The 24,985-nt window shown below is 65.2% G+C and carries 20 protein-coding genes and 1 riboswitch; of the genes, 12 read left to right on the forward strand and 8 right to left on the reverse strand.

Annotated elements, in window-relative coordinates; translation table 11 throughout:
- Nucleotides 1–7: 7 nt before the first annotated feature.
- The 4 genes from ACVWWJ_RS21670 to ACVWWJ_RS21685 all read right to left on the reverse strand — a co-directional run bounded on the left by ACVWWJ_RS21670 (nucleotide 8) and on the right by ACVWWJ_RS21685 (nucleotide 7,064).
- On the reverse strand, nucleotides 8–1,696 hold the full coding sequence (locus tag ACVWWJ_RS21670; RefSeq protein WP_456969432.1) for an AMP-binding protein: 1,689 nt from the start codon (nucleotides 1,694–1,696) through the stop codon (nucleotides 8–10).
- A 40-nt stretch (nucleotides 1,697–1,736) separates the two neighbouring features.
- Nucleotides 1,737–2,594 (reverse strand): NmrA family NAD(P)-binding protein, encoded by an 858-nt coding sequence (locus ACVWWJ_RS21675; RefSeq protein ID WP_456969433.1) that lies wholly within the window; start codon nucleotides 2,592–2,594, stop codon nucleotides 1,737–1,739.
- Between the two features lie 101 nt (nucleotides 2,595–2,695).
- Entirely contained in the window at nucleotides 2,696–4,351 is a 1,656-nt protein-coding gene (locus ACVWWJ_RS21680) for a methyl-accepting chemotaxis protein (protein ID WP_456969434.1), read from the reverse strand.
- 115 nt (nucleotides 4,352–4,466) lie between these two features.
- Entirely contained in the window at nucleotides 4,467–7,064 is a 2,598-nt protein-coding gene (locus tag ACVWWJ_RS21685; protein WP_456969435.1) for a family 78 glycoside hydrolase catalytic domain, read from the reverse strand.
- A 181-nt stretch (nucleotides 7,065–7,245) separates the two neighbouring features.
- On the opposite strand from ACVWWJ_RS21685, the gene ACVWWJ_RS21690 reads away from it, so the two are divergent.
- Both ACVWWJ_RS21690 and ACVWWJ_RS21695 read left to right on the forward strand, forming a co-directional pair.
- A complete protein-coding gene (locus tag ACVWWJ_RS21690; protein ID WP_159896886.1) occupies nucleotides 7,246–7,698 on the forward strand; it encodes a DUF2501 domain-containing protein in 453 nt (150 codons plus the stop codon).
- 70 nt (nucleotides 7,699–7,768) lie between these two features.
- Complete coding sequence (locus tag ACVWWJ_RS21695) at nucleotides 7,769–8,677, forward strand: SDR family oxidoreductase (RefSeq protein ID WP_456969436.1); 909 nt, start codon at nucleotides 7,769–7,771, stop codon at nucleotides 8,675–8,677.
- A gap of 153 nt (nucleotides 8,678–8,830) precedes the next feature.
- Here ACVWWJ_RS21695 and ACVWWJ_RS21700 read toward each other — a convergent pair whose 3' ends face one another.
- Nucleotides 8,831–11,668, reverse strand: a complete 2,838-nt coding sequence (locus ACVWWJ_RS21700; protein ID WP_456969437.1) for a response regulator — start codon at nucleotides 11,666–11,668, stop codon at nucleotides 8,831–8,833.
- Between the two features lie 191 nt (nucleotides 11,669–11,859).
- Nucleotides 11,860–12,071: riboswitch (cobalamin riboswitch) on the forward strand.
- A 157-nt stretch (nucleotides 12,072–12,228) separates the two neighbouring features.
- Here ACVWWJ_RS21700 and ACVWWJ_RS21705 point away from each other — a divergent pair.
- The 7 genes from ACVWWJ_RS21705 to ACVWWJ_RS21735 all read left to right on the forward strand — a co-directional run bounded on the left by ACVWWJ_RS21705 (nucleotide 12,229) and on the right by ACVWWJ_RS21735 (nucleotide 19,849).
- Nucleotides 12,229–14,742: a ribonucleoside-diphosphate reductase subunit alpha gene (locus tag ACVWWJ_RS21705; protein ID WP_456969438.1), complete on the forward strand. Its 2,514-nt coding sequence runs from the start codon at nucleotides 12,229–12,231 to the stop codon at nucleotides 14,740–14,742.
- 183 nt (nucleotides 14,743–14,925) lie between these two features.
- Complete coding sequence (locus ACVWWJ_RS21710) at nucleotides 14,926–15,954, forward strand: ribonucleotide-diphosphate reductase subunit beta (protein WP_159896226.1); 1,029 nt, start codon at nucleotides 14,926–14,928, stop codon at nucleotides 15,952–15,954.
- 264 nt (nucleotides 15,955–16,218) lie between these two features.
- Nucleotides 16,219–16,608 (forward strand): acyl-CoA thioesterase, encoded by a 390-nt coding sequence (locus ACVWWJ_RS21715; protein ID WP_325470281.1) that lies wholly within the window; start codon nucleotides 16,219–16,221, stop codon nucleotides 16,606–16,608.
- A 196-nt stretch (nucleotides 16,609–16,804) separates the two neighbouring features.
- Nucleotides 16,805–17,248 carry a MerR family transcriptional regulator gene (locus tag ACVWWJ_RS21720; protein WP_200851959.1) on the forward strand — a complete coding sequence of 148 codons (444 nt, stop codon included), beginning with the start codon at nucleotides 16,805–16,807 and terminating at the stop codon, nucleotides 17,246–17,248.
- On the forward strand, nucleotides 17,245–18,237 hold the full coding sequence (locus ACVWWJ_RS21725) for an aldo/keto reductase (RefSeq protein ID WP_456969439.1): 993 nt from the start codon (nucleotides 17,245–17,247) through the stop codon (nucleotides 18,235–18,237). Before ACVWWJ_RS21720 ends, ACVWWJ_RS21725 begins: the two co-directional genes overlap by 4 nt.
- Nucleotides 18,238–18,301: 64 nt before the next feature.
- Nucleotides 18,302–19,129, forward strand: a complete 828-nt coding sequence (gene queF / locus ACVWWJ_RS21730) for an NADPH-dependent 7-cyano-7-deazaguanine reductase QueF (RefSeq protein WP_456969440.1) — start codon at nucleotides 18,302–18,304, stop codon at nucleotides 19,127–19,129.
- Between the two features lie 132 nt (nucleotides 19,130–19,261).
- A complete protein-coding gene (locus tag ACVWWJ_RS21735; RefSeq protein ID WP_159896218.1) occupies nucleotides 19,262–19,849 on the forward strand; it encodes a hypothetical protein in 588 nt (195 codons plus the stop codon).
- Between the two features lie 144 nt (nucleotides 19,850–19,993).
- Here ACVWWJ_RS21735 and ACVWWJ_RS21740 read toward each other — a convergent pair whose 3' ends face one another.
- Entirely contained in the window at nucleotides 19,994–20,773 is a 780-nt protein-coding gene (locus ACVWWJ_RS21740) for an isocitrate lyase/PEP mutase family protein (protein ID WP_456969441.1), read from the reverse strand.
- Between the two features lie 228 nt (nucleotides 20,774–21,001).
- Between ACVWWJ_RS21740 and ACVWWJ_RS21745 the strand changes: the two genes are divergently transcribed.
- From ACVWWJ_RS21745 to ACVWWJ_RS21755, 3 genes are all read left to right on the forward strand, one after another.
- Nucleotides 21,002–21,175, forward strand: coding sequence for a DUF1328 domain-containing protein (locus ACVWWJ_RS21745; RefSeq protein WP_159896214.1), 174 nt, complete (start codon nucleotides 21,002–21,004; stop codon nucleotides 21,173–21,175).
- A 91-nt stretch (nucleotides 21,176–21,266) separates the two neighbouring features.
- Nucleotides 21,267–21,764, forward strand: a complete 498-nt coding sequence (locus tag ACVWWJ_RS21750; RefSeq protein ID WP_456969442.1) for a DUF4142 domain-containing protein — start codon at nucleotides 21,267–21,269, stop codon at nucleotides 21,762–21,764.
- Between the two features lie 78 nt (nucleotides 21,765–21,842).
- Nucleotides 21,843–22,874 carry a D-cysteine desulfhydrase family protein gene (locus tag ACVWWJ_RS21755; RefSeq protein WP_456969443.1) on the forward strand — a complete coding sequence of 344 codons (1,032 nt, stop codon included), beginning with the start codon at nucleotides 21,843–21,845 and terminating at the stop codon, nucleotides 22,872–22,874.
- A 35-nt stretch (nucleotides 22,875–22,909) separates the two neighbouring features.
- Here the strand turns inward: ACVWWJ_RS21755 and ACVWWJ_RS21760 are convergent, their stop codons facing one another.
- Entirely contained in the window at nucleotides 22,910–24,217 is a 1,308-nt protein-coding gene (locus ACVWWJ_RS21760; RefSeq protein WP_456969444.1) for a sensor histidine kinase, read from the reverse strand.
- On the reverse strand, nucleotides 24,214–24,954 hold the full coding sequence (locus ACVWWJ_RS21765; RefSeq protein WP_456969445.1) for a response regulator: 741 nt from the start codon (nucleotides 24,952–24,954) through the stop codon (nucleotides 24,214–24,216). Before ACVWWJ_RS21765 ends, ACVWWJ_RS21760 begins: the two co-directional genes overlap by 4 nt.
- Between the last annotated feature and the right edge of the window lie 31 nt (nucleotides 24,955–24,985).

A 24,985-nucleotide genomic window follows, 5' to 3' on the forward strand; every position in this document is an offset into this window, starting at 1 on the left:
CGGCGATCTAGGCGCTCGCTTTTTCGGCAAGTTCGGCAAGTTCGGCAATCATCGATTCGCGCATCAGGTATTTCTGCACCTTGCCCGTCACCGTCATCGGGAACGCATCCACGAAGCGCACGTAATGCGGCACCTTGAAGTAGGCCAGATGTCGCCGGCAATAATCCTGGATCGCTGCAGCGGAAACCGAGGTGCCCTCCCGCAGCCGAATCCACGCGCAGACCTGCTCGCCGAGACGCTGGTCCGGTACACCGAACACCTGTACGTCCTGGATGTCCGGGTGACCGTAGAGGAATTCCTCGATCTCGCGCGGATAGATGTTCTCGCCGCCGCGGATGATCATGTCTTTCAGGCGACCAACGATGCTGCAGTAGCCGTCCTCATCGAGAGTGGCCAGGTCGCCCGTGTGCATCCAGCGGGCTTCGTCGAGCGCGGCGCGCGTGTTGGCTTCGTCCGCCCAGTAACCACGCATGACCGAATAGCCACGCGTCAGCAGCTCGCCGGTACTGCCTCGCGGTACGACGCGCCCTTCTTCATCGACGATCTTGACCTCCACGTGGGGATGCACCCGACCGACCGTGGACACACGAAGCTCGAGGGGATCCTCCGCGACGGTCTGGAAACTCACGGGACTGGTTTCGGTCATGCCGTACGCGATGGTGACCTCACTCATGTGCATGTCGCGCACGACGCGACGCATGACTTCGATCGGGCACGGCGAACCGGCCATGATGCCCGTGCGAAGCGAGGTGAGGTCGAACTCGCGGAAGCGTGGATGTTCCAGTTCGGCGATGAACATGGTGGGCACGCCATGCAGGCCCGTACATCGTTCTTCGGCCACGGTTTCAAGCGTGGTGAGCGCGTCGAAGCCCTCACCCGGGATGACCATGCACGCACCATGCGTCACGCAGGCGAGGTTACCAAGCACCATGCCGAAGCAGTGGTAGAACGGCACGGGAATGCACAGGCGGTCCTCCTCGGTAAGACGCATCGCCTCCCCGATGAAGAAACCATTGTTGACGATGTTGTGGTGCGTGAGGGTCGCGCCTTTCGGTGCGCCCGTGGTGCCGGAGGTGAACTGGATGTTCACCGCATCGTCGAAGGAGAGTTCGGAGGCGATGGCCGCAAGCTTCGCCCGCGCCTGCGCATCGGCCGCGATGTCGGCCCAGCGCCGGGTGCCGGGCGCTGCCTCGTCGTCCAGCAGGATGACGTGTCGCAGGTCGGGCAGGGCCGCGGCGCGGAGGCCGCCGGGCACCGACGTCGCCAGCTCGGGCGCCAGGCCGCCGAGGATTTCCAGGTAACGCGATGTCTTGAAGGCACGCGGCAGGATGAGCGCCGGGCAGGCCACCTTGTTCAGGGAGTACGCCAGCTCGTGCGAACGATAGGCCGGATTGATGTTGACCAGAATCAGCCCGGCCTTTGGCGCAGCGAACTGCGCCACCACCCACTCCGCACGGTTGGGCGCCCAGATGCCGACCCGGTCGCCGGGCTCGAGGCCGAGTGACAGGAGTCCGGCAGCGACGCGCTCCACTTCGTCATGGAATTCGCGGTAGGTCCAGCGGATGCCCTGCTGGCGTGCGACCAGGGCTGGCCGTTCGGGCCAGCGGGTGACGATGCGCTCCAGCATCGCCCCCACCGTTTCACCGAGTAGCGCCGTGGCGCTCGCCCCATGGACGTAACTTGCGGCGTGACCCATGGGGGCGTTCCTCAGGCAATTCGTTGCAAGGCAGGATAGGTCAGCCGCCGCGACTCACCAACTGTTCGATCACGGCGTCGATGCCCGTGACGCCCTTCACCGAGGTTCCCTCGAAGTCGATCCAGCCCTCGTTGAAACCGTCGAGCATGCGCATCCGCGGCGTCGGGTTGGTCATGCCCTGGGCGACGAAGCGGCCTTCCCATTCCGCGCGTGGAACGACGCGGGCCGTGACATCCCGACCCAGCGCCCTGGCGAGGGCGGCGGCGATGTCGTTCGGGCTGGTCCGCTCCGGCCCTTCGAGCTCCACGACGCGGACGCCGGTCGACGGCTCGCCGAGTAGTTTCGCAGCCAGCTCGCCAATGTCCTTCGTGGCGACCATTGGCAGCTTGCGATCGAGCGGGCGGAGGTAGCTGTCGATGATGCCCGTGTCGCGGGCCGAAGCGACATCCCACTGCGCGTTCTCGAAGAACCAGCCCGCGCGGAGGAAGGTGACGGGCATCGGCAGTTTGCCGAGTTCGTCTTCCATGCGACCCAGTTGCGAAAGCAGGTTCTCTTCCGTGGCATGCGCGCCGACGGTCGACAGCACCACGACGCGGTCCGGCCTGGCGGCGACCAGCGCGTCACGGATGGAGGCGATGCTGCGATTCGACTCGAGGTAACCCGGTGACGGATCGAACACCGGCGGCAACAGGATGAAGACGGCCTCGGCCCCTTCGAAGGCGCGGGTCAGGGCGGGCGTGTCATCGATCCCGGCAAGGGCGACTTCGGCACCGCGCTCGGCGAACGGCTTGCCCTTGGCGGCGTCACGAACGACGGCGCGGAAGGGTTTGCCCGCAGCGAACAACGCGCTGGCAAGGGCGGTGCCGACCTGGCCGGTGATTCCGGTAATGGCGTACATGGTGGTTTTCCTCGTCTGGATGGGGGACGAGGACCACCATAGGCGCCAGTCACTCGTGACTGAAGCGACTTGTTCGCAGGTCTTTAATGAGCTTTTGTCACTTAAGCGTAGGCGGCGGTCTGGCCGAACGTGAGGTCGTGCGCGGTACGCTCGGCCGCCGAGGCCTGCGCCACGCGGCCGCCTGCGGTGGCGCCGTCGACGGTGAAGAACGCGACCTGCTGGCTCAGTGAATCCGCCTGGTCCTGCATGGACTTAGCCGCGGCAGCCGCTTCTTCCACCAGCGCCGCGTTTTCCTGGGTCACCTGATCGATCTGTGCGATCGCCAGGTTGACCTGATCGACGCCCGCCGACTGTTCGGCGCTCGCGGCAGCAATCTCGGCGACGATGTCGGTCACCTTTTTTACGCTGGCCACGATGTCGCGCAGGGCGAGCGAGGACTGCTCGACGAGTGCCGCGCCGACCTCCACGCGCTCGCCGCTTTCAGCGATCAGACCCTTGATCTCGCGCGACGCTGCCGCGCTGGACTGAGCCAGTCGGCGTACTTCCGCCGCGACCACGGCGAAGCCCCTGCCCTGTTCACCGGCACGCGCCGCTTCGACGGCTGCGTTAAGCGCCAGCAGATTGGTCTGGAAAGCAATCTCGTCGATCAGGCCAACGATGTCGCCGATGCGGCGGCTGGAGTCACCGATATCACGCATGGCGTCCATGGCTTCACCCACCACGGTACCGCCCCTCTCGGCTTCGCTACGCGCATGACGCGAGAGGCGGTCGGCAGCGGTCGCATTCTCCGCGTTCTGTTTCACCGTTGCGGTCATCTCTTCCATCGATGCCGCGGTTTCTTCCAGGCTGGACGCCTGCTCCTGCGTGCGCTGGGACAGATCGTCGTTGCCACGCGCAATCTCCCCCGAGGTCGTCGAGACCACGTGCGCGCCCTGCTGCACCTCGGACACGATGGAGGAAAGCGTGCCGCGCATCCGCTCAAGGGCACCCAGTAAGCTGGCTGGCGCGTACGCTTCACCGTCACTGCGCAGGTCACCGCCGGCGATGCGGCCGGCGATATGCACGGCGTCACGCGGCTCGCCACCGACGGTCGAGCGGATGCTGCTCATCGACAGCCAGACCACCAGCAGCGCGAGCGCAGCGATGGCACCTGACTTGAGCAGGTCTTTTTCGAGCTGTGCGCGGAAGGCCGCGTCGATATCGTCGAAATAAGCCCCGGAGATGAAGTGCAGGTCCCAGGGCTTGTACCAGCTGGAATAGCTGATCTTGTCTTTGAGCTCGTTGGTCTTGGGCATGACCTGCGTGTAGCGCGTCATGCCGTGACCTTCCTTCGTGTCGGCGTCGAGCATGGCCACGTACTGGTGGAAGCCCTTGCCGTCCTTGTCCTCGCGGATGTTCTTGCCGATGTCGTCGGCACGCAGGGGATGCATGCGCATGGTCAGCGCCGAATCGAAGGCGAAGACATAGCCGCTATTGTTCGACCAGCGCATCGCCTGGATGTCGTCGAGCGCAGCAATGCGCGCTTCGAGGTCGCTGGTCTGGCCCTTCTCGGCGCGCGCGTGATACGCGTCCGCGATGGCAATCGCCGCCGTCACATGCTGCTCCAGCGTATTGGCGAGCTGCTCCATCTGCACGCGCCGGCTTTCGATCCCCGACATGACAGTCTGGCCGACCAGGCCCAGCACCACCACCGACATGACCATCCACACGCGCGTATTCAGCGTCGTGCGGCCGAACCAGTTCTTCAATGCAGACATCTACCGTCACCCTGTTTACGACCCCGTATATGCATTAACGGCGGGGAATCGCAGGGCTTTACGAAAGGTTTGTGAACGGTGCGGTCCGAGAGCCTTGTCTATTGTGGGAGCCGCTTCAGCGGCGATGCTCTTCCCCGATCGCCGATGAATCGGCTCCTACAGAAGATTCCCCGGAAGATCTGCCGGTCAAGTGATGATCACCGGACCCGACAACCTCATCAGCCCGCCCCGGCAACCCCACCACAGCCTCCGCCCCCACCGGCACGTGCACATCCATCTCGACCCGGCCACCCACTTTGCGCCACGCCACCGATGCCTCCCCATAAGGTGTCATTACCGCCGCCGACGCATGGTCCAGCCACGCCGTCACCGCCGGCCGCACCTCGATCCGCTGCCAACCCGGCGCCAGCGGACGCAATCCGGCGACGTCGCCGAACAACCAGTCATCCACCGTGCCGAGGAAATAGTGCCCCCGCGAGCGCGACGCCAGCTTCCAGTGCTCCCAGAGGCTGGTCGCGCCGTTATCGCGCCAGAAGCCCCAGCTCGGGAAGGTGACCTGGGTCGCGATGCGCCAGGCTTCGTCGGCGTGACCGGTCGCCGTGAGCACCGGGAGGATCACCTTTGTCGCCAGCGCACCGGTGTCCAGGTGATCGCCGCGGGCCTTCGCGTCCGCCGCGACACCGGCAGCGACGCGATCGCGTAGCTCGTCGGGCACCAGCCCGAACGCCAGCGCCAGCAGGTTGTGTGCCTGCCGGTAACCGTTATCACCCTCACCGCGGTAGCGAGCCGCCGTCCGATCGAGGAAGCGTGCGTTGAAGGCATCACGAACGGCATCGGCCTGCGTGTCGAAATCCTTCGCCTTCGCATCGTCGCCGAGCAGGCGAAGCATCTGCGCCGTGACGCGCTGCATCCGGTAAAGGTAGGCAGTAGCAGCGACACGCTTGTCCTCGGGCGCGTTCTCACCGCCGGGGTCGGTTTCCGGACTCACCCAGTCGCCCAGTTCCGTATCGGCGATCCCTCCGGGCGAGCGCGCGTTTTCCATGGCCACGTAACGTGCGATGCCATCGATGTGTTCCTCGATGGGGCGACGGTCACCCGCATTCATCCACAGTGACCACGGCACGAGCACATAGGCGGCATGCCAGGTCGGCGCGCGCGCATCGCCCCAACCAGGGTTCGGCGCGATCAGCAACGGCGCGCCGTCCGGCTTGCGCGTGTCGGCGATGTCGCGCACCCACTTCGCCAGCAGGCGGTCGGCATCGACGTTACGCAGGAACATGTCCGCACCGAGCATGCCGTCACCGGTCCAGCCGTTCTTCTCGTACATCGGTGTATCGGTGGGAATGCCGTAGAGGTTGTTGAGCAGGGTGTCGACCGCCGCCTCATGTATCCAGCTGAGCAACGGATTCGAACTGTCGAACCGTCCGGTCACGGCGACATCCGTGTGGATGACCTGCGCGGTAACGGCGGCAAGGCCGGGTTTACCGCCGGGCCACCCTTCGACCTGCACGTAGCGAAAACCCTTGTAGGAAAAACGCGGGTGCCACTGCTCTCGCCCACCGGCGAGAGTCAGGCGATCCGTCTGGAAACCCGCCTTGAAATAGTGGTGTTCGTCGCGGGCGTCCACGGTGCCGTCCGGCATGAGTTTTTCGCCGTAGTGCGCGGTGATGGTCGTTCCCGTCGGCCCTGTCACGTCGACCATTGCCCAGCCAGCGATGACACGTGCAAAGGCGAAAACAAAGACGCCCGGCCGGGGCTCGGTGACCGACGTGGCGTGCAACGTGTCGATGACGCGGATGGGCTGTTCCGTTTGTGCGACGAGCTTGCCCCGGGGTGCCGGAAGAACCGTGGCTGGCGCCCAGGCGGTCGGCGACGCCTCGCGCGCGTCGTAGGTTTCACCGCCGTAGAGATCGTCGAGCCGTGTCGGGCCATCGGCGATGCGCCAGCTTTCGTCGCTGACGATGTCCTGCACACGGCCGTCCGCATAACGCACGCGCAGCAGGGCACGCAGACGCGGCTGCCCGTGCCACGGCGCCCGCTCCCAATGCCATACATTGGGATTGGTCATGCCGTAGAAGCCGCGACCAAGTTCGGCGCCGAGGGTATGCTCGCCCGGCACCAGGGCAACATCGGTGGCGACGACTTCGACGCGCTTGTCGTAGTCGGTGAAGCCGGGTGACAGAACCGCGTCACTCACGGCCCGGCCGTCGATGGAGAGGTCGGCGTAGCCGCCTGCTGCGATGTAAAGCGTGGCGCGCTGGACGTTTGCGTCGACGTGGAATGGCTTGCGCAGCAGTGGTGCGGGAATGCTCGCTTGGTCAGCCTTGCCGATCCATTGCGCCCCGTGCCAATCCGATGCCTGCAATGCCGTATCGAAGTACGAAGCCGTGCTCGCCTTTCCATCGGTGGTACGGACATCGGCGCGCCATTCGTAGCGTTGGCCAGGTTGCAGTGCCGGGCCGGTGTAGTCGATGTCGAAGGATCGCGACGAGGCGACGTCACCGGTGTCCCATACCGGTTTGCCGTCGTGCGTGACGACGATGCGGTAGGCGGTCTGGCGCGTTCCGTTGACGCTGGAATGGACGAGCCAGGAGAAGCGTGGGGTCTTGGCGTCGACGTAGGTGGGGGTGTCGCTGCGTTCGACGCGGGGGGTGTTGATGGTCACGGCGCCGGTGGCGCCAATCGCCGCTGAAGCGGCCCCCACAAGGGTCATGAAAGAGGCGGCACACATGGCGGTGCGAAAAGAGGGGCGGGTGCTGGGCAAGGCCGGGACCTGTCGCGGATGGAACGTCCGAGCATAACCGGCCAGAACGGCCCTGCGGCGGCCGCGCATACATCCATCTAACGCGTGAAGGTTTATCCCTTCGGAACCTCGAAACCCCGGAGCCAACGTCATGAAGACCGTCCTCGCCGGCATCGCCCTTTCCCTCACCCTCGCATCCGGCATCGCGTCTGCCGGGCAACTCGACAGTCTCAAGGGGCTGGCGGGCGGATCGACCAGTTCGCTCACCTCCGGCAGCATGGGCAACGCCGCTGGCATCCTGCAGTACTGCGTCACCAACAACTACCTCGGCGGCGACAGCGGCGCCTCGGGGGTGAAAGACCAGTTGCTCGGCAAGTTGGGTGGCAAGTCCTCCGAGACCGCCGCCGCGCCCACGCAGGACCCGAGCTTCCTCGACGGCGCCAAGGGCCTGCTCAAGTCCAAGGACGGCAAGACCGTGGACCTGGGCGGCGCCGCTGGCTCGGACAGCTCGGCCACGGGGGACATGAAGGCGCAGCTCACGAAGAAGGTCTGCAAGGCCGTGCTCAAGCAGGGCAAGGGCATGCTCGGCGGCATGGGCAAATGACATGACGTGGACGGGACATGGACGTCCCGACCCGTAAACCGGAGGCCTCCCCACCCCGAGGACCTCCCCCATGGCGAAGCACGCCACGTACGACCCCTATGCCATGCGCGATCCGCGCACGCAGTACCCGCAACCGGATTTCTCCAAGCAGCCACAGCCTGCGCCTGGCCTCGCCGGGGAGATGGTGCCGAAGCCGGATCACGGCGAGACCAGCTACCGCGGCAATGGCCGCCTGAAGGATCGCAAGGCCCTGGTCACCGGCGGCGATTCCGGTATCGGCCGGGCGGCAGCGATCGCCTTTGCGCGCGAGGGCGCCAGCGTGATGATCAACTATCTTCCGTCGGAGCAGAAAGATGCCGATGAAGTGATCGCGCTACTTACCGGCGAAGGCCATAACGTCATCGGCGTACCAGGCGACGTGAAAGACGAGGCCTTCTGCAAGAAGCTGGTCGATAGGGCCGTGAAGGAACTGGGCGGCCTGGACATCCTCGCGAACGTCGCGGGTCGCCAGCAGTTCGCCAAGTCCATCGATGAGCTGGACAGTGCTGCCTTCCAGGAAACCTTCCAGACCAATGTGTTCGCGTTGTTCTGGCTGTGCAAGGCCGCGTTACCGCATATGCCGCCGGGCGCCGCGATCGTGAACACGGCATCGATCCAGGCGTACGAGCCCTCGGACATTCTTCTCGACTATGCGCCCACGAAGGCCGCGATCGTCGCCTTCACCAAGGCCCTCGCCAAGCAGGTCGCGGAACAGGGTATTCGCGTGAATGCCGTGGCCCCGGGTCCCGTGTGGACACCGCTGCAGCCGAGCGGCGGGCAGCCGCAGGAAAAGTTGGTGGAGTTTGGCAAGAACGTGCCGCTGAAGCGTCCCGGGCAGCCGGTGGAGTGCGCGCCGGTGTATGTGCTGCTGGCTTCGCAGGAGGCGAGCTTTATTACCGGGGAGACTTACGGGGTGACTGGGGGGCATATGTTGCCTTGACCCAGCGCAGGGTGCGTTATCGCTAGCACCCTTCGTTATCGCTAGCACCCTTCGCCGATGAATCGGCTCCCACAGAAAGCACCAGCCCATGTGGGAGCCGCTTCAGCGGCGATGCTCTTGATACCTGTGGGAGCCGCTTCAGCGGCGATGCTCTCAGGCCGGAACCCGCGCCACCCGCCCAATGGCCTCCATAAGATCCGCCACCCCATACGGCTTGACGATAACGGCCGTGCGCGCATCGCGCTGCACGCCATTCGCATTGTGATCGCCGGTGGCAAAGATCACCGGTAGCAACGGCTGCACTTCACGCATGCGCTCGGCCACCTCCACACCATTCATCCCCGGCAGGCCGACATCGGTAAGCAGGATGTCGATCGCTTCGGCGCCATGCAGGCGCATGGCTTCGTGCCCGTCCCCGGCTTCGAAAACAACGTGTCCACGGCTATCGAGCATCTCGGCGATGGACATGCGAATCAGCGCATCGTCCTCGACCACCAGCACGCGCAACGGCGCCGGCACACCGTTCGGTGGCGGCATCGAAGGCGCGGGTGCAGCGGTGGGGCCTACGGGGGTACGCGGCACGCGGCCGGCGAGCACCTGGCGAATCTTGCGCGCCAGCGCCTCGCGCGAGTACGGCTTGCTCAGCAGTTCCACGCCCTCGTCCAGCCGGCCGCCGTGCACAATGGCGTTCTCTGTGTAGCCGGAGGTGAACAGCACGGCGATGCCCGGCTGACGCTCGACGGCCTTGCGGGCTAGTTCAGGACTACGTAGCGGACCCGGCATGACGACGTCGGTGAACAACAGGTCGATCGCGATACCGCTTTCGATGATCGACAATGCGCTTTCCGCATCGCGCGCCTTCAGTACGCGGTAACCCAGGTCGGCGAGCAGCCCGACCACGGTCTCGCGCACCTGCTCGTCGTCCTCCGCGACCAGGACGGTCTCGTCGCCACCACGTACGCTCTCTTCTTCGAGTTCGACCACACGATCTTCGCCTTGCGTAGAGCGCGGCAGGTAGATCTTCACGGTCGTGCCCTCACCGGGCTCGCTGTAGATCTTCACGTGGCCACCGGACTGCTTCACGAAGCCGTAGACCATCGACAGGCCCAGTCCGGTACCGCGGCCTTCGGGCTTGGTGGTGAAGAACGGTTCGAAGACCTGCCCGAGGATGTCCTGCGAGATACCGGCGCCGGTGTCAGTCACGGCCAGCATCACGTACTGCCCCGGGCGAAGGTCGCCGTGGGCCTTGGCATAGGCGTCGTCGAGCAAGGCGTTGCCGGCTTCCACCGTGAGGCGCCCTTGCCCGTTCATCGCATCGCGCGCATTGATCGCGAGGTTGAGCAGCGCGTTCTCTACGTTCGAAGGATCCACCAGCGTGTTCCACAAGCCGGCGCCGATCACGGTCTCCACTTCGATCGCCTCGCCCAAGGCGCGGCGCAGCAGTTCGTCCATGTCGCGGACAAAACGACCGATATTCACCACCTTGGGTGCCAGCGGCTGGCGACGGCCGAAGGCGAGCAACTGGGAAGCAAGCTTGGAACCCCGCGTGACGCCGGCCATGGCGTTGGCGACGCGACGCTCGGCGCGTTCGTTCCCGGCGACGTCGGCCGAGAGGAGCTGGAGGTTGCCGCTGATCACCTGGAGCAGGTTGTTGAAGTCGTGCGCCACGCCGCCGGTGAGGTTGCCGATCGCGTCCATCTTCTGCGCCTGGCGCAGCTGTTCCTGGGCCACGTCGAGAGCGGCGTCACGCTCGCGCTCGGCCGAGACGTCGCGCGCCACGGCGAAAATCAGCCCATCGCTCGGCACCGCGCGCCACGAAAGCGTACGCAGGCCGCCGTCGGCGGTGCGATAGCGGTTCTCGAAGCGAAGCGTCGTTTCGCCCTCGGCAAGGTGACCGGTTTCATCCTGCGTGCGCGGCACGTCCTCCGGATGAACGAAGTCGAGGTAGGAGCGGCCGATCGTGTCGCGCTCGCTCCAGCCGAGGATGGCGGTCCACGCCGGGTTGACCGAGAGCAGGCGCGTTTCGGTGTCGGCGACGACCAGGATGTCGCTGGACAGGGTCCAGACCCGGTCGCGCTCATAGGTACGCTCGACCACCTGGCGCTCGAGGTCCTTGGCGAGCAACCGCAACTCGTGCTCTGCACGGCGCCGCTCCACCGCCACGCGCGTGCGGCTGGCCACTTCACTGACGAAGCTGATCTCTTCCTCGGGCCATTCACGGGGCACTTCGTGGTTGAGATATAGCAAGGCCACGAAGCCGCCGCGCTCGGTCACCGGCATATTGATGAAGGACAGCGCGCGGATCCCGTCCAGCGCGTCGGCGGTGGACGCGGTCCGTGGGTCCGTCCTGGCATCGGTTATCACGGTGGTCACGCCGCGCTTCAGCTCGTCGATGTAGCTGCCGTAATCGCGGAAGTGCAGCACGCCGGCGAGGGTCTGGATACCCGGCGCGTTCCAGTCACGCTCCACCGCGATGGTCTCGGCGACGGGGTCGATCGTGCCGTACCCGGCCCGGCTCACCTTGAGCGTCCGGCCCAGCACTTCGGCGACTCGATAGGCGATTTCGGCCGGATCTTCGAGGTCGCGCAGCAGGTTGCCGATCTCGATCAGGGCCAGGCGTCGGTCTTCGGCGGCGCCGGTGCTCCCTGTCTCCGGGTTCGCGGAGCGGATGGTGACAGCCACGGTGGCCGGCAGACCGGGCCGGGCCTCGAGTGACACCCGCACGGTATCGCCGTCCGCCGTGACAAGGGCCAGCTCCCGCACCCCGTTCCCGGGGGCGGCCAGCGGCAAGGCAGCGAGTAGCCGATCGCGGCTCCCCGCATCCCACAGGCCCATGAACCCTGACGGCTCGTGCTCGCGCAGGCGCGCCGCGACCCAGGCGTTGGCGTACAGCAGCTCTCCCGAGGCTGTCACGGCGGCGAAGCCGAACGGCAGGCCATCGAGCGCATGGGAAAGGAGGGTCTGGTCCTGCAATGCGAACGATGAGGGCATCAGTCGAGCAATCGTGGGATGGGAATGGGCCGCGATTTTATCGGGTGATTGTGGTTCCCTTTGTGTAGACGATCTTCACGAAACCCTCATGCCGCCGGTCACGAAAAGCGCTTGACAAAAGGGAGTCCCAAGCCGATCAAGCACCTAGGCCAAACACCCTACATCTTGTGTTGACGCACCCCTTCACCAGCTATATGGTGTGTCCCGTTGGTGTCCGAAGAGGCGCGACTGCCCGTCGGACTTAATAGGGAATACCGGTGTGAATCCGGAACTGCCCCGCAGCGGTAAGTGGAAACGACCCCGTTCATTGCACTGGTCCTTCGGGGGCTGGGAAGCGACGGGTAGGCGGATCGGAAGGTCCATGTCCACGAGTCCGAAGACCTGCCAACAATCGGAGCCCGAGCGGCCTCGATAGTGGTGACGGCTTCCGCGGGGAAGCACGTCGCGGATCGGAGCCCTTCACGGCGCTCCGTCCCGACGTTTCCCGTGTTTCGCCCCCATCGCATCGAGCCTTGCCCTCGGGATCGGGGTTTGACCAAGGCCATGGGGCTGCCAACACAATGACGACGATGGATTCCGCAGCGCGCGAGCGCACCGAGACGGCCGATGCGGCCGCCACCCCCTCCGCTGCAACCGACAAGGCGCCTGCCGCCGGTTACAGGAACGACGCGCCGCCGGCCTTCGCGCTGACGCCGCCGCACAATCCCGGACAGATGCGCGTGACCAAGCGCAACGGCGGCCATGAAGTGGTCGACGTGAACAAGATCGTGCGCGCGGTCACACGCAGCGCCGATGGCCTGTTCGCGGTCGATCCGATGCGCGTGGCGCTGAAGACGATCGGCGGCCTGTATGACGGCGCCACCACCCAGGAACTCGACCAGCTGTCGATCCGCACCTCGGCCGCGCTGACTGCCGAAGAGCCGGAATACGGCCAGCTCGCTGCACGCCTGCTCGCCGCCTTCGTCGACAAGGAAGTGTCGGGCCAGGACATCCAGTCGTTCTCGCAGTCGATCTCCACCGGTTTCGACCTCGGCATCCTCAACGAGCGCCTTCGCGACTTCGTGCAGATCAACGCACGTAAGCTCAACGATGCGATCGACACCACCGGTTCGCGTCGCTTCGAGTACTTCGGCCTGCGCACGGTGTACGACCGTTACCTGCTGCGCCACCCGACCAAGCGCTTCGTCATCGAGACGCCGCAGTACTTCTTCATGCGCATCGCCTGCGCGCTCGGTGGCAACGACGTCGCCGAGACGCTGGAGCTGTACCGCATGCTCTCGTCGCTGGAGTACCTGGCCAGCTCGCCGACCCTGTTCAACGCCGGTACCGCGCACGAGCAGCTGTCGTCGTGCTTCCTGCTCGACTCGCCGCAGGACGCACTCGAATCCATCTACGCCAAGTACGGCGACGTGGCCCAGCTGTCGAAGTTTGCCGGCGGCATCGGCCTCGCTTACTCGCGCATCCGTTCGCGCGGTTCGCTGATCAAGGGGACCAATGGCCATTCAAACGGCCTCGTGCCCTGGCTGAAGACGCTCGACGCCTCCGTGGCCGCAGTGAACCAGGGTGGCAAGCGCAAGGGCGCGGCCTGCGTGTACCTGGAATCCTGGCATGCGGACATCGAGGAATTCCTCGAGCTGCGTGAGAACACCGGCGACGACGCGCGCCGCACGCACAACCTCAACCTCGCCAACTGGGTGCCCGACCTCTTCATGCGCCGCGTGGAGATCGACGGTGACTGGTCGCTGTTCGACCCGAAGATCGTGCCGCACTTCGTCGACACCTGGGGCCCGACCTTCGACGCCGCCTATGAGAAGGCTGAAGCCGAAGGCCTCGCTTCGAAGTCGATCAAGGCGCGTGAGCTCTACGCTCGCATGCTGCGTTCGCTGGCCCAGACCGGCAACGGCTGGATGACCTTCAAGGATCGTTCCAACGCGACCAGCAACCAGACTGCCCTGCCGCAGAACGTCATCCACCTGTCGAACCTGTGCACCGAGATCCTCGAAGTGACCTCGGAAGGCGAGACTGCGGTGTGCAACCTCGGCTCGGTGAACCTTGCCCGCCACGTGGTGGACGGCCAGTTCGACTACGACAAGCTCGCCACCACGGTGCGTACCGCCGTGCGCCAGCTCAACCGCGTCATCGATCTCAATTTCTACCCGATCGCCACGGCGAAGACGGCGAACATGAAGTGGCGCCCGGTCGGTCTCGGCGTGATGGGCTTGCAGGACGTCTTCTTCAAGCTTCGCCTGCCGTTCGATTCGGAAGAAGCGCGCAAGCTGTCGACGCGCATCCAGGAAGAGATCTACTTCCACGCGCTGTCCATGTCCAACGAGATCGCCGAGCGCGACGGCCCGCTGCCGGGCTTCGAAGAAACCCGCTCCGCCAACGGCGAAATGCAGTTCGACTACTGGCCGGCCGCTACGCCGAACGATCTGGACGGCCGCTGGGCCGAGCTACGCGAGAAGATCAAGGCCAAGGGCCTGCGCAACTCGCTGCTCATCGCCATCGCGCCGACCGCCACCATCGCCTCGATCGCCGGTTGCTACGAGTGCATCGAGCCGCAGGTATCCAACCTGTTCAAGCGCGAGACGCTCTCGGGCGACTTCCTCGTCGTCAACCGTTACCTGGTCGACGAGCTGAAGACGCTCGGCCTGTGGACCGCCGAAGTGCGCGACCAGATCAAGCTTGCCGAAGGCTCGGTACAGGGCATCACGTCCATCCCCGCCCGGCTGCGCGAGGTGTACCGCACCACGTGGGAACTGCCGCAGAAGGCCCTCATCGACCTCGCCGCCGCGCGCGGTGCCTACATCGACCAGAGCCAGTCGCTGAACCTGTTCATGGAAAACCCGAACATCGGCCAGCTGTCGTCCATGTACATGTACGCGTGGAAGTCGGGCGTCAAGACGACCTATTACCTGCGTTCGCGTCCTGCCACGCGCATCGCCAAGACCACGGTGAGTTCGCCGGCTGCCGTGCAGGCACCGATCGCCCCGGTCGCCGACGCCCAGGAACAGGCCGAAGCCGCGGTGTTCTGCTCGCTCGAGAACCCCGAGTACTGCGAAGCCTGCCAGTAACGCGACGAAAACTGTGGGAGCCACAAAACTGTGGAGCCGCGAAACTGTGGGAGCCGCTTCAGCGGCGAAAAGCCAACGGAGCGGATTAGCCGGAAGGTCAATCGCCGCTGAAGCGGCTCCCACAGAAGCGGCTCCCACAGAGTCGGCTCCCACAGAACCGCTCATTCTTACCCGAGGTACCCGATGTCCGCTGCACCGATCACCCGCGACTCCAACATCCTCGACCCCGGCTTCGAACTGACGCTGCGGCCGATGAAGTATCCGCAGTTCTACGAGATGTACCGCTCCGCTATCCGCAACACCTGGACGGTGGAAGAAGTCGACTTCTCGCTGGACACGTCGGACCTGAAGTCGAAGATGTCGGACGCGGATCGTCACCTCATTCATCGTCTGGTGGCCTTCTTCGCCACGGGCGATACGATCGTGTCGAACAATCTGGTGCTTAACCTGTACCAGCACATCAATTCGCCCGAAGCGCGTATGTACCTCTCGCGCCAGCTATACGAAGAAGCGCTGCACGTGCAGTTCTACCTCACGCTGCTCGACACCTATATTCCGGAGCCGTCGGAGCGCAACAAGGCGTTCGCGGCCATCGAGAGCATCCCGTCGATCGCGGCGAAGGGCGAGTTCTGCTTCAAGTGGATCGACTCCATCCAGGGCCTCAACCGCCTGGACACTCGCGAGCACCGTCGTCAGTTCCTGCTCAACCTGATCTGCTTCGCCGCGTGCATCGAAGGCCTGTTCTTCTTCGCCGCTTTCGCCTACGTGTACTACCTGCGTTCGCGCGGCCTGCTGCACGGCCTTGCTTCGGGTACCAACTGGGTGTTCCGCGACGAGTCCGGCCACATGGCCTTCGCTTTCGAAGTCGTCCGCACCGTGCGTGAGCAGGAGCCGGACCTCTTCGACGACGAGATGCGCATGCAGGTCGAAGCCATGCTCGAAGATGCGATCGCCTGCGAAACGCTGTTCGCCCAGGACGTACTTTCGGGCGGCGTCGCCGGCCTGTCGGTCACCGACATGCGCCAGTATCTCGAGTACTGCGCCGACCAGCGCCTCGTCCAGCTGGACATGCCGAAAAAGTACGGCTCGAAGAACCCGTTCGACTTCATGGACCTGCAGGACGTCCAGGAACTCACCAACTTCTTCGAGCGCCGCGTGTCGTCCTACCAGGTAGGCGTGGAAGGCGAAGTCGCCTTCGACCAGTCGTTCTGATTCCAGCAGCCGGCTGCTTATAGGAGCTAGCTGTTGTGGGAGCTAGCTGTTGTGGGAGCTAGCTGTGTTGGAGCCAGCTTCTGTGGGAGCCAGCTGTGTGGAAGCCGGCTGTTGTGGGAGCCGGCTATTTGCCGGCGATCCCGCGGCAGCGGGCCAGCTAGCCGCGAGCACCCATCGCCGCTGAAGCGGCTCCCACAGTAGAGGCGGCTCCCACAGTAAAGCGTGCGGTATGATGCATGCTGCACTGCAACAAGGAACTACCCCGTGACCGACATCGCCCGCCCCATCGAGGCTCGCCTCCTCGAAATCGTCTTCCCCGACCACACCAATCACCTCGGCACGCTGTTCGGCGGCCAAGCTCTGGCGTGGATGGATAAAGCGGCCTTCCTGGCTGCCTCGCGGTATTCCCGCCAGATCGTCGTCACGGCTCGTTCGGAGCAGGTCGACTTCCACGTGCCGGTGCGCAAGGGCCAGATGGTCGAGCTGATCGCCACGGTCGTCTCCGTCGGGCGCACCTCGATGAAGATCGACGTCGCCATGTACACCGAGGACCTGCTTACCGGCGCCCGTGAGCTCTGCACGCGCGGCACGTTCACCATGATCGCTCTCGACGCCGACCATAAACCGACTGCCGTACAGCCCCTGCCGGTCTGATTCTCCGCTGAGAAGAGCGGGTTCGGCTTTGTGTGGGAGCCGGCTATTGCCGGCGATCCCGCGACAGCGGGCCAGGGTGCCTCAAGCAGCCATCGCCGCTGAAGCGGCTCCCACAAGAAGCAGCAGGATGTGAGCGGCCGGACCCTGTTGACTTAGAGCGCACTCGAAGGCGTACGCTCGTCGGATGCCCAATTCGATGACGATCGCCGAGGCCGCTCTCGCCACCGGCCTCACCACGCACACGCTGCGCTATTACGAGCAGATCGGCCTGATCGATCCGGTGCCACGCCGGAGCGGTCAGCGCGTCTACGGTGAGGCCGAGATGCGCTTCATCCACTTCGTGCTCAAGCTGCGCGCCACCGGCATGCCGATGCGGGTGATCCAGGAATATGCCGAGCTGCGCCGCCAGGGCGAGACGCCCGAGAGCATTCGCCTGCGCGGCGATCTCCTGGCCCGCCACGCCGCCAACCTCCGCGACGAACTGGTCACCCTCACCGAGACCATCGCGCGGCTGGACGACAAGATCGCGCTGTATCGCTCGATGTACGTCGAAGACGGCGCCCCATCCCCCGCCGAAGCCCCGACGCCTCCCGCGCCGGTGCCGGCTGCCCTCCCCTCGAAACGAAGGAGAAACGCATGAAAACCCGCCAACTCGGAACGCACGGCCCGCAGGTGTCGATGCTCGGCCTTGGCTGCATGGGCATGAGCGAGTTCTACGGTGCCGGTGACGAGAAGGAATCGATCGCCACCCTCGAGCGGGCGCTCGAACTGGGCATCACGTTCTGGGATACCTCCGACGCGTACGGCCCGCACACCAACGAGGAACTGCTCGGCCGTACGCTCGCCGGGCGCCGCGACAAAGTGTTCCTGGCGACCAAGTTCGGCATCGTGCGCGATCCGAACGACCCGACCAAGCGCGGTATCAGCGGCCGCCCGGAGTACGTGCGCCAGTCCGTGGAAGGCAGCCTGCGCCGCCTGAAGACCGACTACATCGACCTCTACTACCAGCACCGTGTCGACCAGAGGGTACCGATCGAAGAGACCGTTGGCGCCATGGCCCGCCTGGTAGAGGAAGGCAAGGTGCGTCACCTCGGGCTGTCCGAGGCCTCGGCCGAATCCATTCGCAAGGCATCCGGCGTTCATCAGATCGCCGCCCTGCAGAGCGAGTATTCGCTATGGACGCGGGATCCGGAAACCACCGGTACCCTGGCCGCCTGTCGCGAACACGGCATCGCCCTGGTCGCCTATAGCCCTCTTGGCCGCGGCTTCCTCACCGGCGCGATCACCCGGCCGGAAGACTTCGCCGAGGACGACTACCGCCGTCTCAACCCGCGCTTCGTCGGCGAGAACTTCCAGAAGAACGTGGCTATCGTCGACAAGGTGAAGAAATTCGCCGCCGACAAGGGCTGCACGCCGGGCCAGCTGGCCCTCGCGTGGGTGCTGGCCAAGGGCGACGACATCATCCCGATCCCGGGCACCAAGCGTCGTACGTACCTGGACGAGAACGCGGGCGCCGTGGACGTGCCCCTGAGCACGGCCGAGGTCGCTGAGATCGATGCGATCTTCCCGCCGGATTCCGCCGTGGGCGAGCGCTACCAGGCCAACATGATGGGCTTCATCAACGCCTGATCCGATGAACGGAAGCCCCCGCTCCGGTTAACGGGCGTGGGGCTTCCCTCCCTATAATGGGCGGATGTCATCTCCCGATCATTCGCCACTGGGCAAGGCCACCGTCTACGCCGACCGCTACGACGCCGGCCTGCTCTACCCCATTCCCCGCCAGGGTAAACGCGACGAGATCGGCGTGTCCGCCGACGCGCTGCCGTTCCATGGGGTGGACGTCTGGAACGGCTACGAGCTCTCCTGGCTGGACCTGCGCGGCAAGCCCATGGTCGCCGTGGCCGAATTCCGGTTCCCGGCGACGACGCCGAACATTGTCGAATCCAAATCCTTCAAGCTCTACCTGAACAGCTTCGCCCAGGAACGCCTGGCCGATGCGGAGGCCGTCCGCGCCCTGCTCGTCCGCGACCTCTCGGTGGCCGCTGGCGGTCCTGCCGAGGTCATCCTGCGCGCTCCCGGCGAGCTCGATGGCACGTTGATCGGCGAGCCGGAAGGTGCGCTGCTCGATACCCAGGAACTGGACTTCGACGCGTATGGGCCGCCCCGCCCGGATTTCCTCGGCACCCACGAGGGCGACGCCCGCGAAGTACTGGTGTCGCACCTGTTGCGTTCCAACTGCCCGGTGACCGGCCAGCCCGACTGGGGCAGCGTACAGATTGCCTATACGGGCGCACCGATCGATCGCGCCGGCCTGCTCCGCTACCTGGTTTCGTTCCGCAGCCACACCGAATTCCACGAGCAGTGCGTCGAGCGCATCTTCATGGACATCCGGGAGCGCTGCGCACCTCGCGAGCTGGCCGTGTACGCGCGATACACGCGCCGGGGCGGCCTCGACATCAACCCGTTCCGCAGTACGGATCCGGCCGCCGTGCCCGGCAATCCGCGCGGTGCGCGCCAATGATGAATGCCTCGTTCATGCATTCTTCATTGGTCTTGCCTTTAGTTGTGTAGCCTGTAACCTGCCGCGGCCAAGGGGATTAGGCCCCTGCGCCTCGTCCCATTCGACTTTGATCAGCACTATCGGAATCCAGACATGAAGCTTTCCTTCCGTTCGTCCGCCCTCGCCACGGCCACTGTCGCCGGTCTGCTGGTCCTCACCGCCTGCGGCAAGAAGGAAGATCAGCAGAACGCCGCGCCGGCTCCGGCAGCGACCGCTCCGGCTGCCGCCAGCACGGCGCCGGCTGCTCCGGCCGCCGCCACCACGGCTGCCGCTGCTCCGGCAGCACAGCCCGCCGCTGCTCCGGTCGCGCCCGCCGCGCCGGCTGCCGCCGCCGACACCCTGAAGGTCGGTGCGGTCACCCTCGGCAATGCCGTCGGCGCCGACAAGAAGGTCAGCAAGGCCAAGAACGCCTTCGCCCCGTCGGACAAGACCATCTACGCCTCGGTCGCCACCGACGGCACGACCGCCGGCGCCACGCTGAACGCGAAGTGGACCTACCAGGACGGCGAGACGACCACCACGGTCAGCGACATCAGCCAGTCGATCAGCACCGAAGGCCCGGCCGTCACCACCTTCAAGATCCAGAATCCGAACGAGTGGCCGGAAGGCAAGTACAAGGTCACCATCTCGCTCAACGGCCAGGCCGTGGGCAACGAAGCGTTCGACGTCAAGAAGAAGTAATTCGCTTCGTCTGCGCGCTTCGAAAAAGGGGTGGCGAAAGCCGCCCCTTTTTTTGTGCCTGCTGTTGTGGGAGCCGATTCATCGGCGATAGGGTGCTCGCGACACCCCACCCCGCTGTCGCGGGGATCGCCGATGAATCGGCTCCTACAATTTCAAGAGCGCGTTGAGGGTTGGGTAGGTGACGACAGCGGGCTCGTCCTTGCCCATGAATTCGGCTGCGCGTTTAGCTGTGCCTGCGTACGCATCCAGTGACAACGCGATGCCGGCGCTCAGCCGCCGGGCTCCTGCTGCGTACAGCTCCGCATGCGAGGGAAGATTGGCCACCAGCATCACATTCAGCGGTGCCGGGGCGATGCCCTCCGCCACACGGCGGATCTCTTCGGTCCCCGACACACCGGGAACGAACATGCCATCGGCGCCGGCTTCGATGTAACGCTTGGCACGAGCGAGAACTTCGGTAACCGCCGCGTCTCCCGAGGCCATGCCGCGCAGGTACACGTCCGTTCGTGCGTTGATGTAGAGATCGCGATCACCCAGCGTGTCGCGTATCGCCCACAGCTTCGCCACCAGCAGGTCCGGTGATTTCGATCCGTCTTCGATATTGATGCCGGAGACACCGGCATCCGCCAGCGTCGCCACGAACGCGGCTACCTCGGCCGGATCGTCCGAGCAGCCTTCCTCGACATCCACGGTCAATGGAACGTCGATCACGCGCACGATGCGGCGCACAGCGCCAAGCATCTCGTCCGCTGGTAACTGGTCGCCATCCGGCCAGCCGCACGACCAGGCGACACCGGCGCTGGTGGTGGCGACGGCCGGCGCGCCCGCGTGTTGCACGACGGCGGCGCTGGCGGCATCCCAGGCATTGGGCAGCACGAGGAGTTCGGTGCCGCGATGGAGTTCTCGAAGACGTTGAGCGGTCATGGTCGGGGATTCCCGGCAGAGAAGTCCGCACACCATCGCGCCTTCGGCGGCTGTGTACAAGATGCATAGGAGCGGTGAGACACGGACTCACCCGCCAACGACACGGACTTCAGGCTCCCGATGGTCGAATGGCACCCGACCTGGAGCAGCAAGTGATGCCGCCCGGGCGGCACCACCGCTCCACCCACCCTATTCCGCTTTTACCGCGCCACCAGAGGAGTCATCGACATGCTGCATTGGGCCGTAGTTTTCTTCATCATCGCCATCATCGCGGCGGTCTTCGGCTTCACCGGCATCGCTGCCGGCGCCGCCAGCATCGCCAAGATCCTGTTCGTGGTCTTCCTTATCCTGTTCATCCTGTCGCTGCTGTTCGGCGGCCTGCGTCGCGGTCCCAGGATATAAGTCACGCGCACATTGAGTTACAGGGACAACGCCCCGGCCCCAGACCGGGGCGTTGTCTTATCTGGTCGTTCGGTCGCTCAGGGAATAGGTCATGCGCACGTACGTCTGTCTTTTTCTCGCCCTCATCCTCGCAGGCGCGGCCTCCGCCGAGTCGGCGCGAAGCAGTGCCGCCGACACCGACTTCGTCCGCAAGGCCAGTAGCGGCAACCTCACCGAGATCTCGCTCGGCAAGCTGGCCGCCGACCAGGCCTCGTCGGACGACGTGAAAAAATACGCAGCGCGCATGGTGACCGACCACACCGAAGCGAACGAGAAACTCGGCAAGCTCGCCGGCAGCAAGGGTGTCCAGATCGCCACGGCCCCGGACATGGCGCAGCAACAGGACATCGACCGACTGAAAGGCCTGGATGGCGCGGCCTTCGATCGTGCTTATTCCGACCTGATGGTGAAGTCGCACAAGCTGACCACGGGGCTGTACGAACTCGAGGCCACCAAGGGCGAGGACGCCGAGATTCGCGCGTTCGCCCACGACACGCTACCCGTACTTCGCGAGCACGAGAAACTGGCGGATTCGCTGCCTCCGTTCTGACTGCGCTCGGACTCGCCGCGAACGGTGAATCGGCGGATCATGGTGGGCCTGGACCCTGCCTATTCCCGGACTCACGCCATGTCATATGACGCCCTCGCCGCACTCGATCGACTGCCCCGCATCGCCCTGCTCGACTCGGCCACCACCATTCACCGTCTCTCCAGGATCGAGCAAGAGCTCGAACTGGCGTCGCGCGGTATCCGCCTGAGCATCAAGCGCGACGATGTCATGGCCCTGGGTGGTGGTGGAAACAAGCTGCGCAAGCTCGAGTATCACCTTGGCCATGCGCGCGACATCGGCGCGGATACCGTCATCACCGTGGGCGGCGTCCAGTCGAACCATGCGCGGCTGACTGCGGCGGCCGCGGCACGGCATGGCTTCGCATGCGAGATGCTGCTCGCGCGCATGGTTCCCAAAGATGGCGACGAATACGAGAAGAACGGCAACGTGCTGCTCGACGAGCTGTTCGGTGCGAAGGTGACCCTGCTACCTCAGGGCGAGAACGCGCTGGTCCACGCCAATGCGCGTGCCGAGGCTCTTCAAAAGGAAGGCCACACCGTCGTGGTCCTGCCGACGGGCGGTTCCACGCCGCGCGGCGTGCTGGGGTATGTCCGCTGCGCGCGGGAGATCGCGCAGCAGGAAGACGAGCTGGATATTCGTTTCGACCGTATCGTCGTCCCCAACGGGAGTTCGGGAACGCACGCGGGCCTCGTCGCCGGTTTCGCCGCCATGGGACGCGCACCCGAACGTGTGGATGCGTACTCGGTGCTCGGTGAACATGATGCCGCGGCCACAACGACACTTGCCCTCGCACGCGATGCACTCGGCCTGCTGGGTTCGTCGGCCGGGTTGACGGCTGACCAGGTGCGCGTCGATGGATCGCAGCGCGGTGCGGGTTACGGCGTCACGACCCCGGCGATGAAGGAGGCGTTGCGATTGATGGCTCGTGCCGAGGGCATCCTGCTTGACCCGGTGTATTCGGGGAAGGCGTTCGCGGGGCTGCTGGAGGGGCTGCGTAGCGGTGCGGTGCGCGATGGGGAGCATGTGTTGTTCATCGCGACCGGCGGCCAGCCGGGGTTGTACGCGTACCGCGAAGACCTCGCAGGCTAACCTGGCGGTGCTGATGTGGGAGCAATAAGCCTGTGTCAGGGGAGCTCCACTCTTACGACCAGGCCGCCGCCGGGGCGGTTTGCCAGCGTGAGCTTTCCACCCACCGACAGCATGAGCTGCGCGGCGATGGCCAGGCCCAGTCCGGTGCCACCTGTATCGCGGTTGCGTGAGTTCTCCAGTCTGTAGAACGGCTCGAGCACGCGCTCCAGTTCCTCTTCGGGAATGCCCGGCCCGCTATCGGCCACTTCGATGCACAACATCCCCGCCGACGTGCGCGTCATGCCCACCTCCGCGCGCCCCGCATACTTCAGCGCGTTGTCGATCAGGTTGCCAAGCACCCGGCGCAATGCCTGCGGCCGAACGATAGCCGTGCCATCGACGCTTCCCGAAAGGCTCACCGGCTTGCCGGTATCCTGGTAATCGAACACGAGGCTCTCGACGAACGCCGCCGGATCGATCCGCCGCGGTGTCTCCGTCGCACCGTGCGCGCTACGTGCGTACGCCACGCCTTCGCGCACCAGGTGTTCCATCTCGTGCAGATCCTGCAGAAGCTTGTCGCGTTCGGTCGAATCGTCGAGGGCCTCGGCACGCAGGCGCATGCGTGTGATGGGTGTCTGCAGGTCGTGCGAGATGGCAGCGAGGATCTGCAGGCGTTCCTTCACGTAACGCCCGATGCGATCCTGCATGGCATTGAAAGCCACCGCTGCCCGGGCCACTTCCGTCGGCCCGTCCTCCCGCATGCGCGGCCCCTCGTTGGTCGGCGTGATCTTCTCCGCGGCGCGCGCAAGTCGCACCAGCGGACGCGTCGCCAGGCGCACGGCGAACCATGTGATCACCAGGAGCAGGGCCATCTGAAGGATGAAGACGAACGGCAGCCAGTCGGCGAGCGGCATGATGCGCGGCGTGACCTCGATACTGAGAGGTTGGCCGTCATGCAGGGTGAGGTGCACCTGGTAGCGCTCAGGATTGAGCGAGACCGTGTTTGCCTTGATGTTGAACGAAGGACCCACCTCGTGCTGGATAAGCCGGGTGACGACGCGCGAGCGATCCGAGATGAGGCCGGCACCTGCCTGCCCCGGACCGAGTATGTAGTGGTAGTTGTCGCGTTCGAGACGCGGCACCCAGGCGGGCCTCTCGGCGGCGGGCAGGCGGTCGAGAATCGCCACCGAGGTGCCGACATCGTGCTCCAGGGTGTTGAGCATGACCGTCTTCGCGCTCTGGTAGCGCTCGTAGAACAGCAGCCCGAACGACATGCCGTGGGCGAGCAGCAGCCCGGCGAAGATGATGAGGTACAGGCGAGAGGCGATGCTGCGCGGCATCCAGCGCTTCAGGGTTGCGTTCACGACTCCTCTCCGAGCACCACCACCGACATGGTGAACACGTAGCCCTCGTTACGCACCGTCTTGATATAGGCCTGCTCACGGGCATCGTCGACGAGGCGCTGGCGAAGGCGACTCACCATCAGGTCGATCGAGCGATCGAACAGCTCGGCATCGCGGCCCTGGGTGAGGTTGAGCAGCTGGTCTCGCGAGAGAATGCGCTGCGGGTGATCGAGGAAGACACGCAGCAGGCGGAACTCCGCTCCGCTCAGCGATACGATGGTGCCCTGGTCGTCCAGCAGGTGGCGCGCCGTGGTATCCAGGCGCCAGCGACCGAAGCCGAGCATGCCGCTGGCTTCGGTCACGCGCAGGTTGGGTGGCAACATGCGCGTGCGGCGAATCACCGCCTTGATGCGCGCCAGCAGTTCGCGCGGTGAAAAAGGTTTGACTACGTAGTCGTCGGCACCCATCTCCAGGCCGATGATGCGATCCGTTTCATCGTCACGTGCGGTGAGCAGGAGCACCGGAACTGCACGGTGCTTACTCGCGCGCAGGTTGCGGGTCAGCACCAGCCCATCGTCACCCGGCATCATGATGTCGAGGACGATGAGGTCCACCGCGGTGGTGTCGAGCACCGCGTTCATCTCGCGACCGTCGGCCGCCACGGTGGCGCGCAGCCCGTTCTTCTGCAGGTATTGCGCGACACCGGTGCGAATCTCTCGATCGTCATCGACGACGAGAATGTGATCGACGTGGTCCATGCGAGGCTCCAGTGGGTGGTATGCGGCGGGT

This window comes from Luteibacter sp. HA06, from assembly GCF_054061215.1.

Excerpts from the sequence above, each read along its gene's own strand:
- ACVWWJ_RS21670 (WP_456969432.1), bottom strand. The coding sequence starts at position 1,696 with ATGGGTCACGCCGCAAGTTACGTCCATGGGGCGAGCGCCACGGCGCTA.
- ACVWWJ_RS21675 (WP_456969433.1), bottom strand. The coding sequence starts at position 2,594 with ATGTACGCCATTACCGGAATCACCGGCCAGGTCGGCACCGCCCTTGCC.
- ACVWWJ_RS21680 (WP_456969434.1), bottom strand. The coding sequence starts at position 4,351 with ATGTCTGCATTGAAGAACTGGTTCGGCCGCACGACGCTGAATACGCGC.
- ACVWWJ_RS21685 (WP_456969435.1), bottom strand. The coding sequence starts at position 7,064 with ATGACCCTTGTGGGGGCCGCTTCAGCGGCGATTGGCGCCACCGGCGCC.
- ACVWWJ_RS21690 (WP_159896886.1), top strand. The coding sequence starts at position 7,246 with ATGAAGACCGTCCTCGCCGGCATCGCCCTTTCCCTCACCCTCGCATCC.
- ACVWWJ_RS21695 (WP_456969436.1), top strand. The coding sequence starts at position 7,769 with ATGGCGAAGCACGCCACGTACGACCCCTATGCCATGCGCGATCCGCGC.
- ACVWWJ_RS21700 (WP_456969437.1), bottom strand. The coding sequence starts at position 11,668 with ATGCCCTCATCGTTCGCATTGCAGGACCAGACCCTCCTTTCCCATGCG.
- ACVWWJ_RS21705 (WP_456969438.1), top strand. The coding sequence starts at position 12,229 with ATGACGACGATGGATTCCGCAGCGCGCGAGCGCACCGAGACGGCCGAT.
- ACVWWJ_RS21710 (WP_159896226.1), top strand. The coding sequence starts at position 14,926 with ATGTCCGCTGCACCGATCACCCGCGACTCCAACATCCTCGACCCCGGC.
- ACVWWJ_RS21720 (WP_200851959.1), top strand. The coding sequence starts at position 16,805 with ATGACGATCGCCGAGGCCGCTCTCGCCACCGGCCTCACCACGCACACG.
- ACVWWJ_RS21725 (WP_456969439.1), top strand. The coding sequence starts at position 17,245 with ATGAAAACCCGCCAACTCGGAACGCACGGCCCGCAGGTGTCGATGCTC.
- queF (WP_456969440.1), top strand. The coding sequence starts at position 18,302 with ATGTCATCTCCCGATCATTCGCCACTGGGCAAGGCCACCGTCTACGCC.
- ACVWWJ_RS21735 (WP_159896218.1), top strand. The coding sequence starts at position 19,262 with ATGAAGCTTTCCTTCCGTTCGTCCGCCCTCGCCACGGCCACTGTCGCC.
- ACVWWJ_RS21740 (WP_456969441.1), bottom strand. The coding sequence starts at position 20,773 with ATGACCGCTCAACGTCTTCGAGAACTCCATCGCGGCACCGAACTCCTC.
- ACVWWJ_RS21745 (WP_159896214.1), top strand. The coding sequence starts at position 21,002 with ATGCTGCATTGGGCCGTAGTTTTCTTCATCATCGCCATCATCGCGGCG.
- ACVWWJ_RS21750 (WP_456969442.1), top strand. The coding sequence starts at position 21,267 with ATGCGCACGTACGTCTGTCTTTTTCTCGCCCTCATCCTCGCAGGCGCG.
- ACVWWJ_RS21755 (WP_456969443.1), top strand. The coding sequence starts at position 21,843 with ATGTCATATGACGCCCTCGCCGCACTCGATCGACTGCCCCGCATCGCC.
- ACVWWJ_RS21765 (WP_456969445.1), bottom strand. The coding sequence starts at position 24,954 with ATGGACCACGTCGATCACATTCTCGTCGTCGATGACGATCGAGAGATT.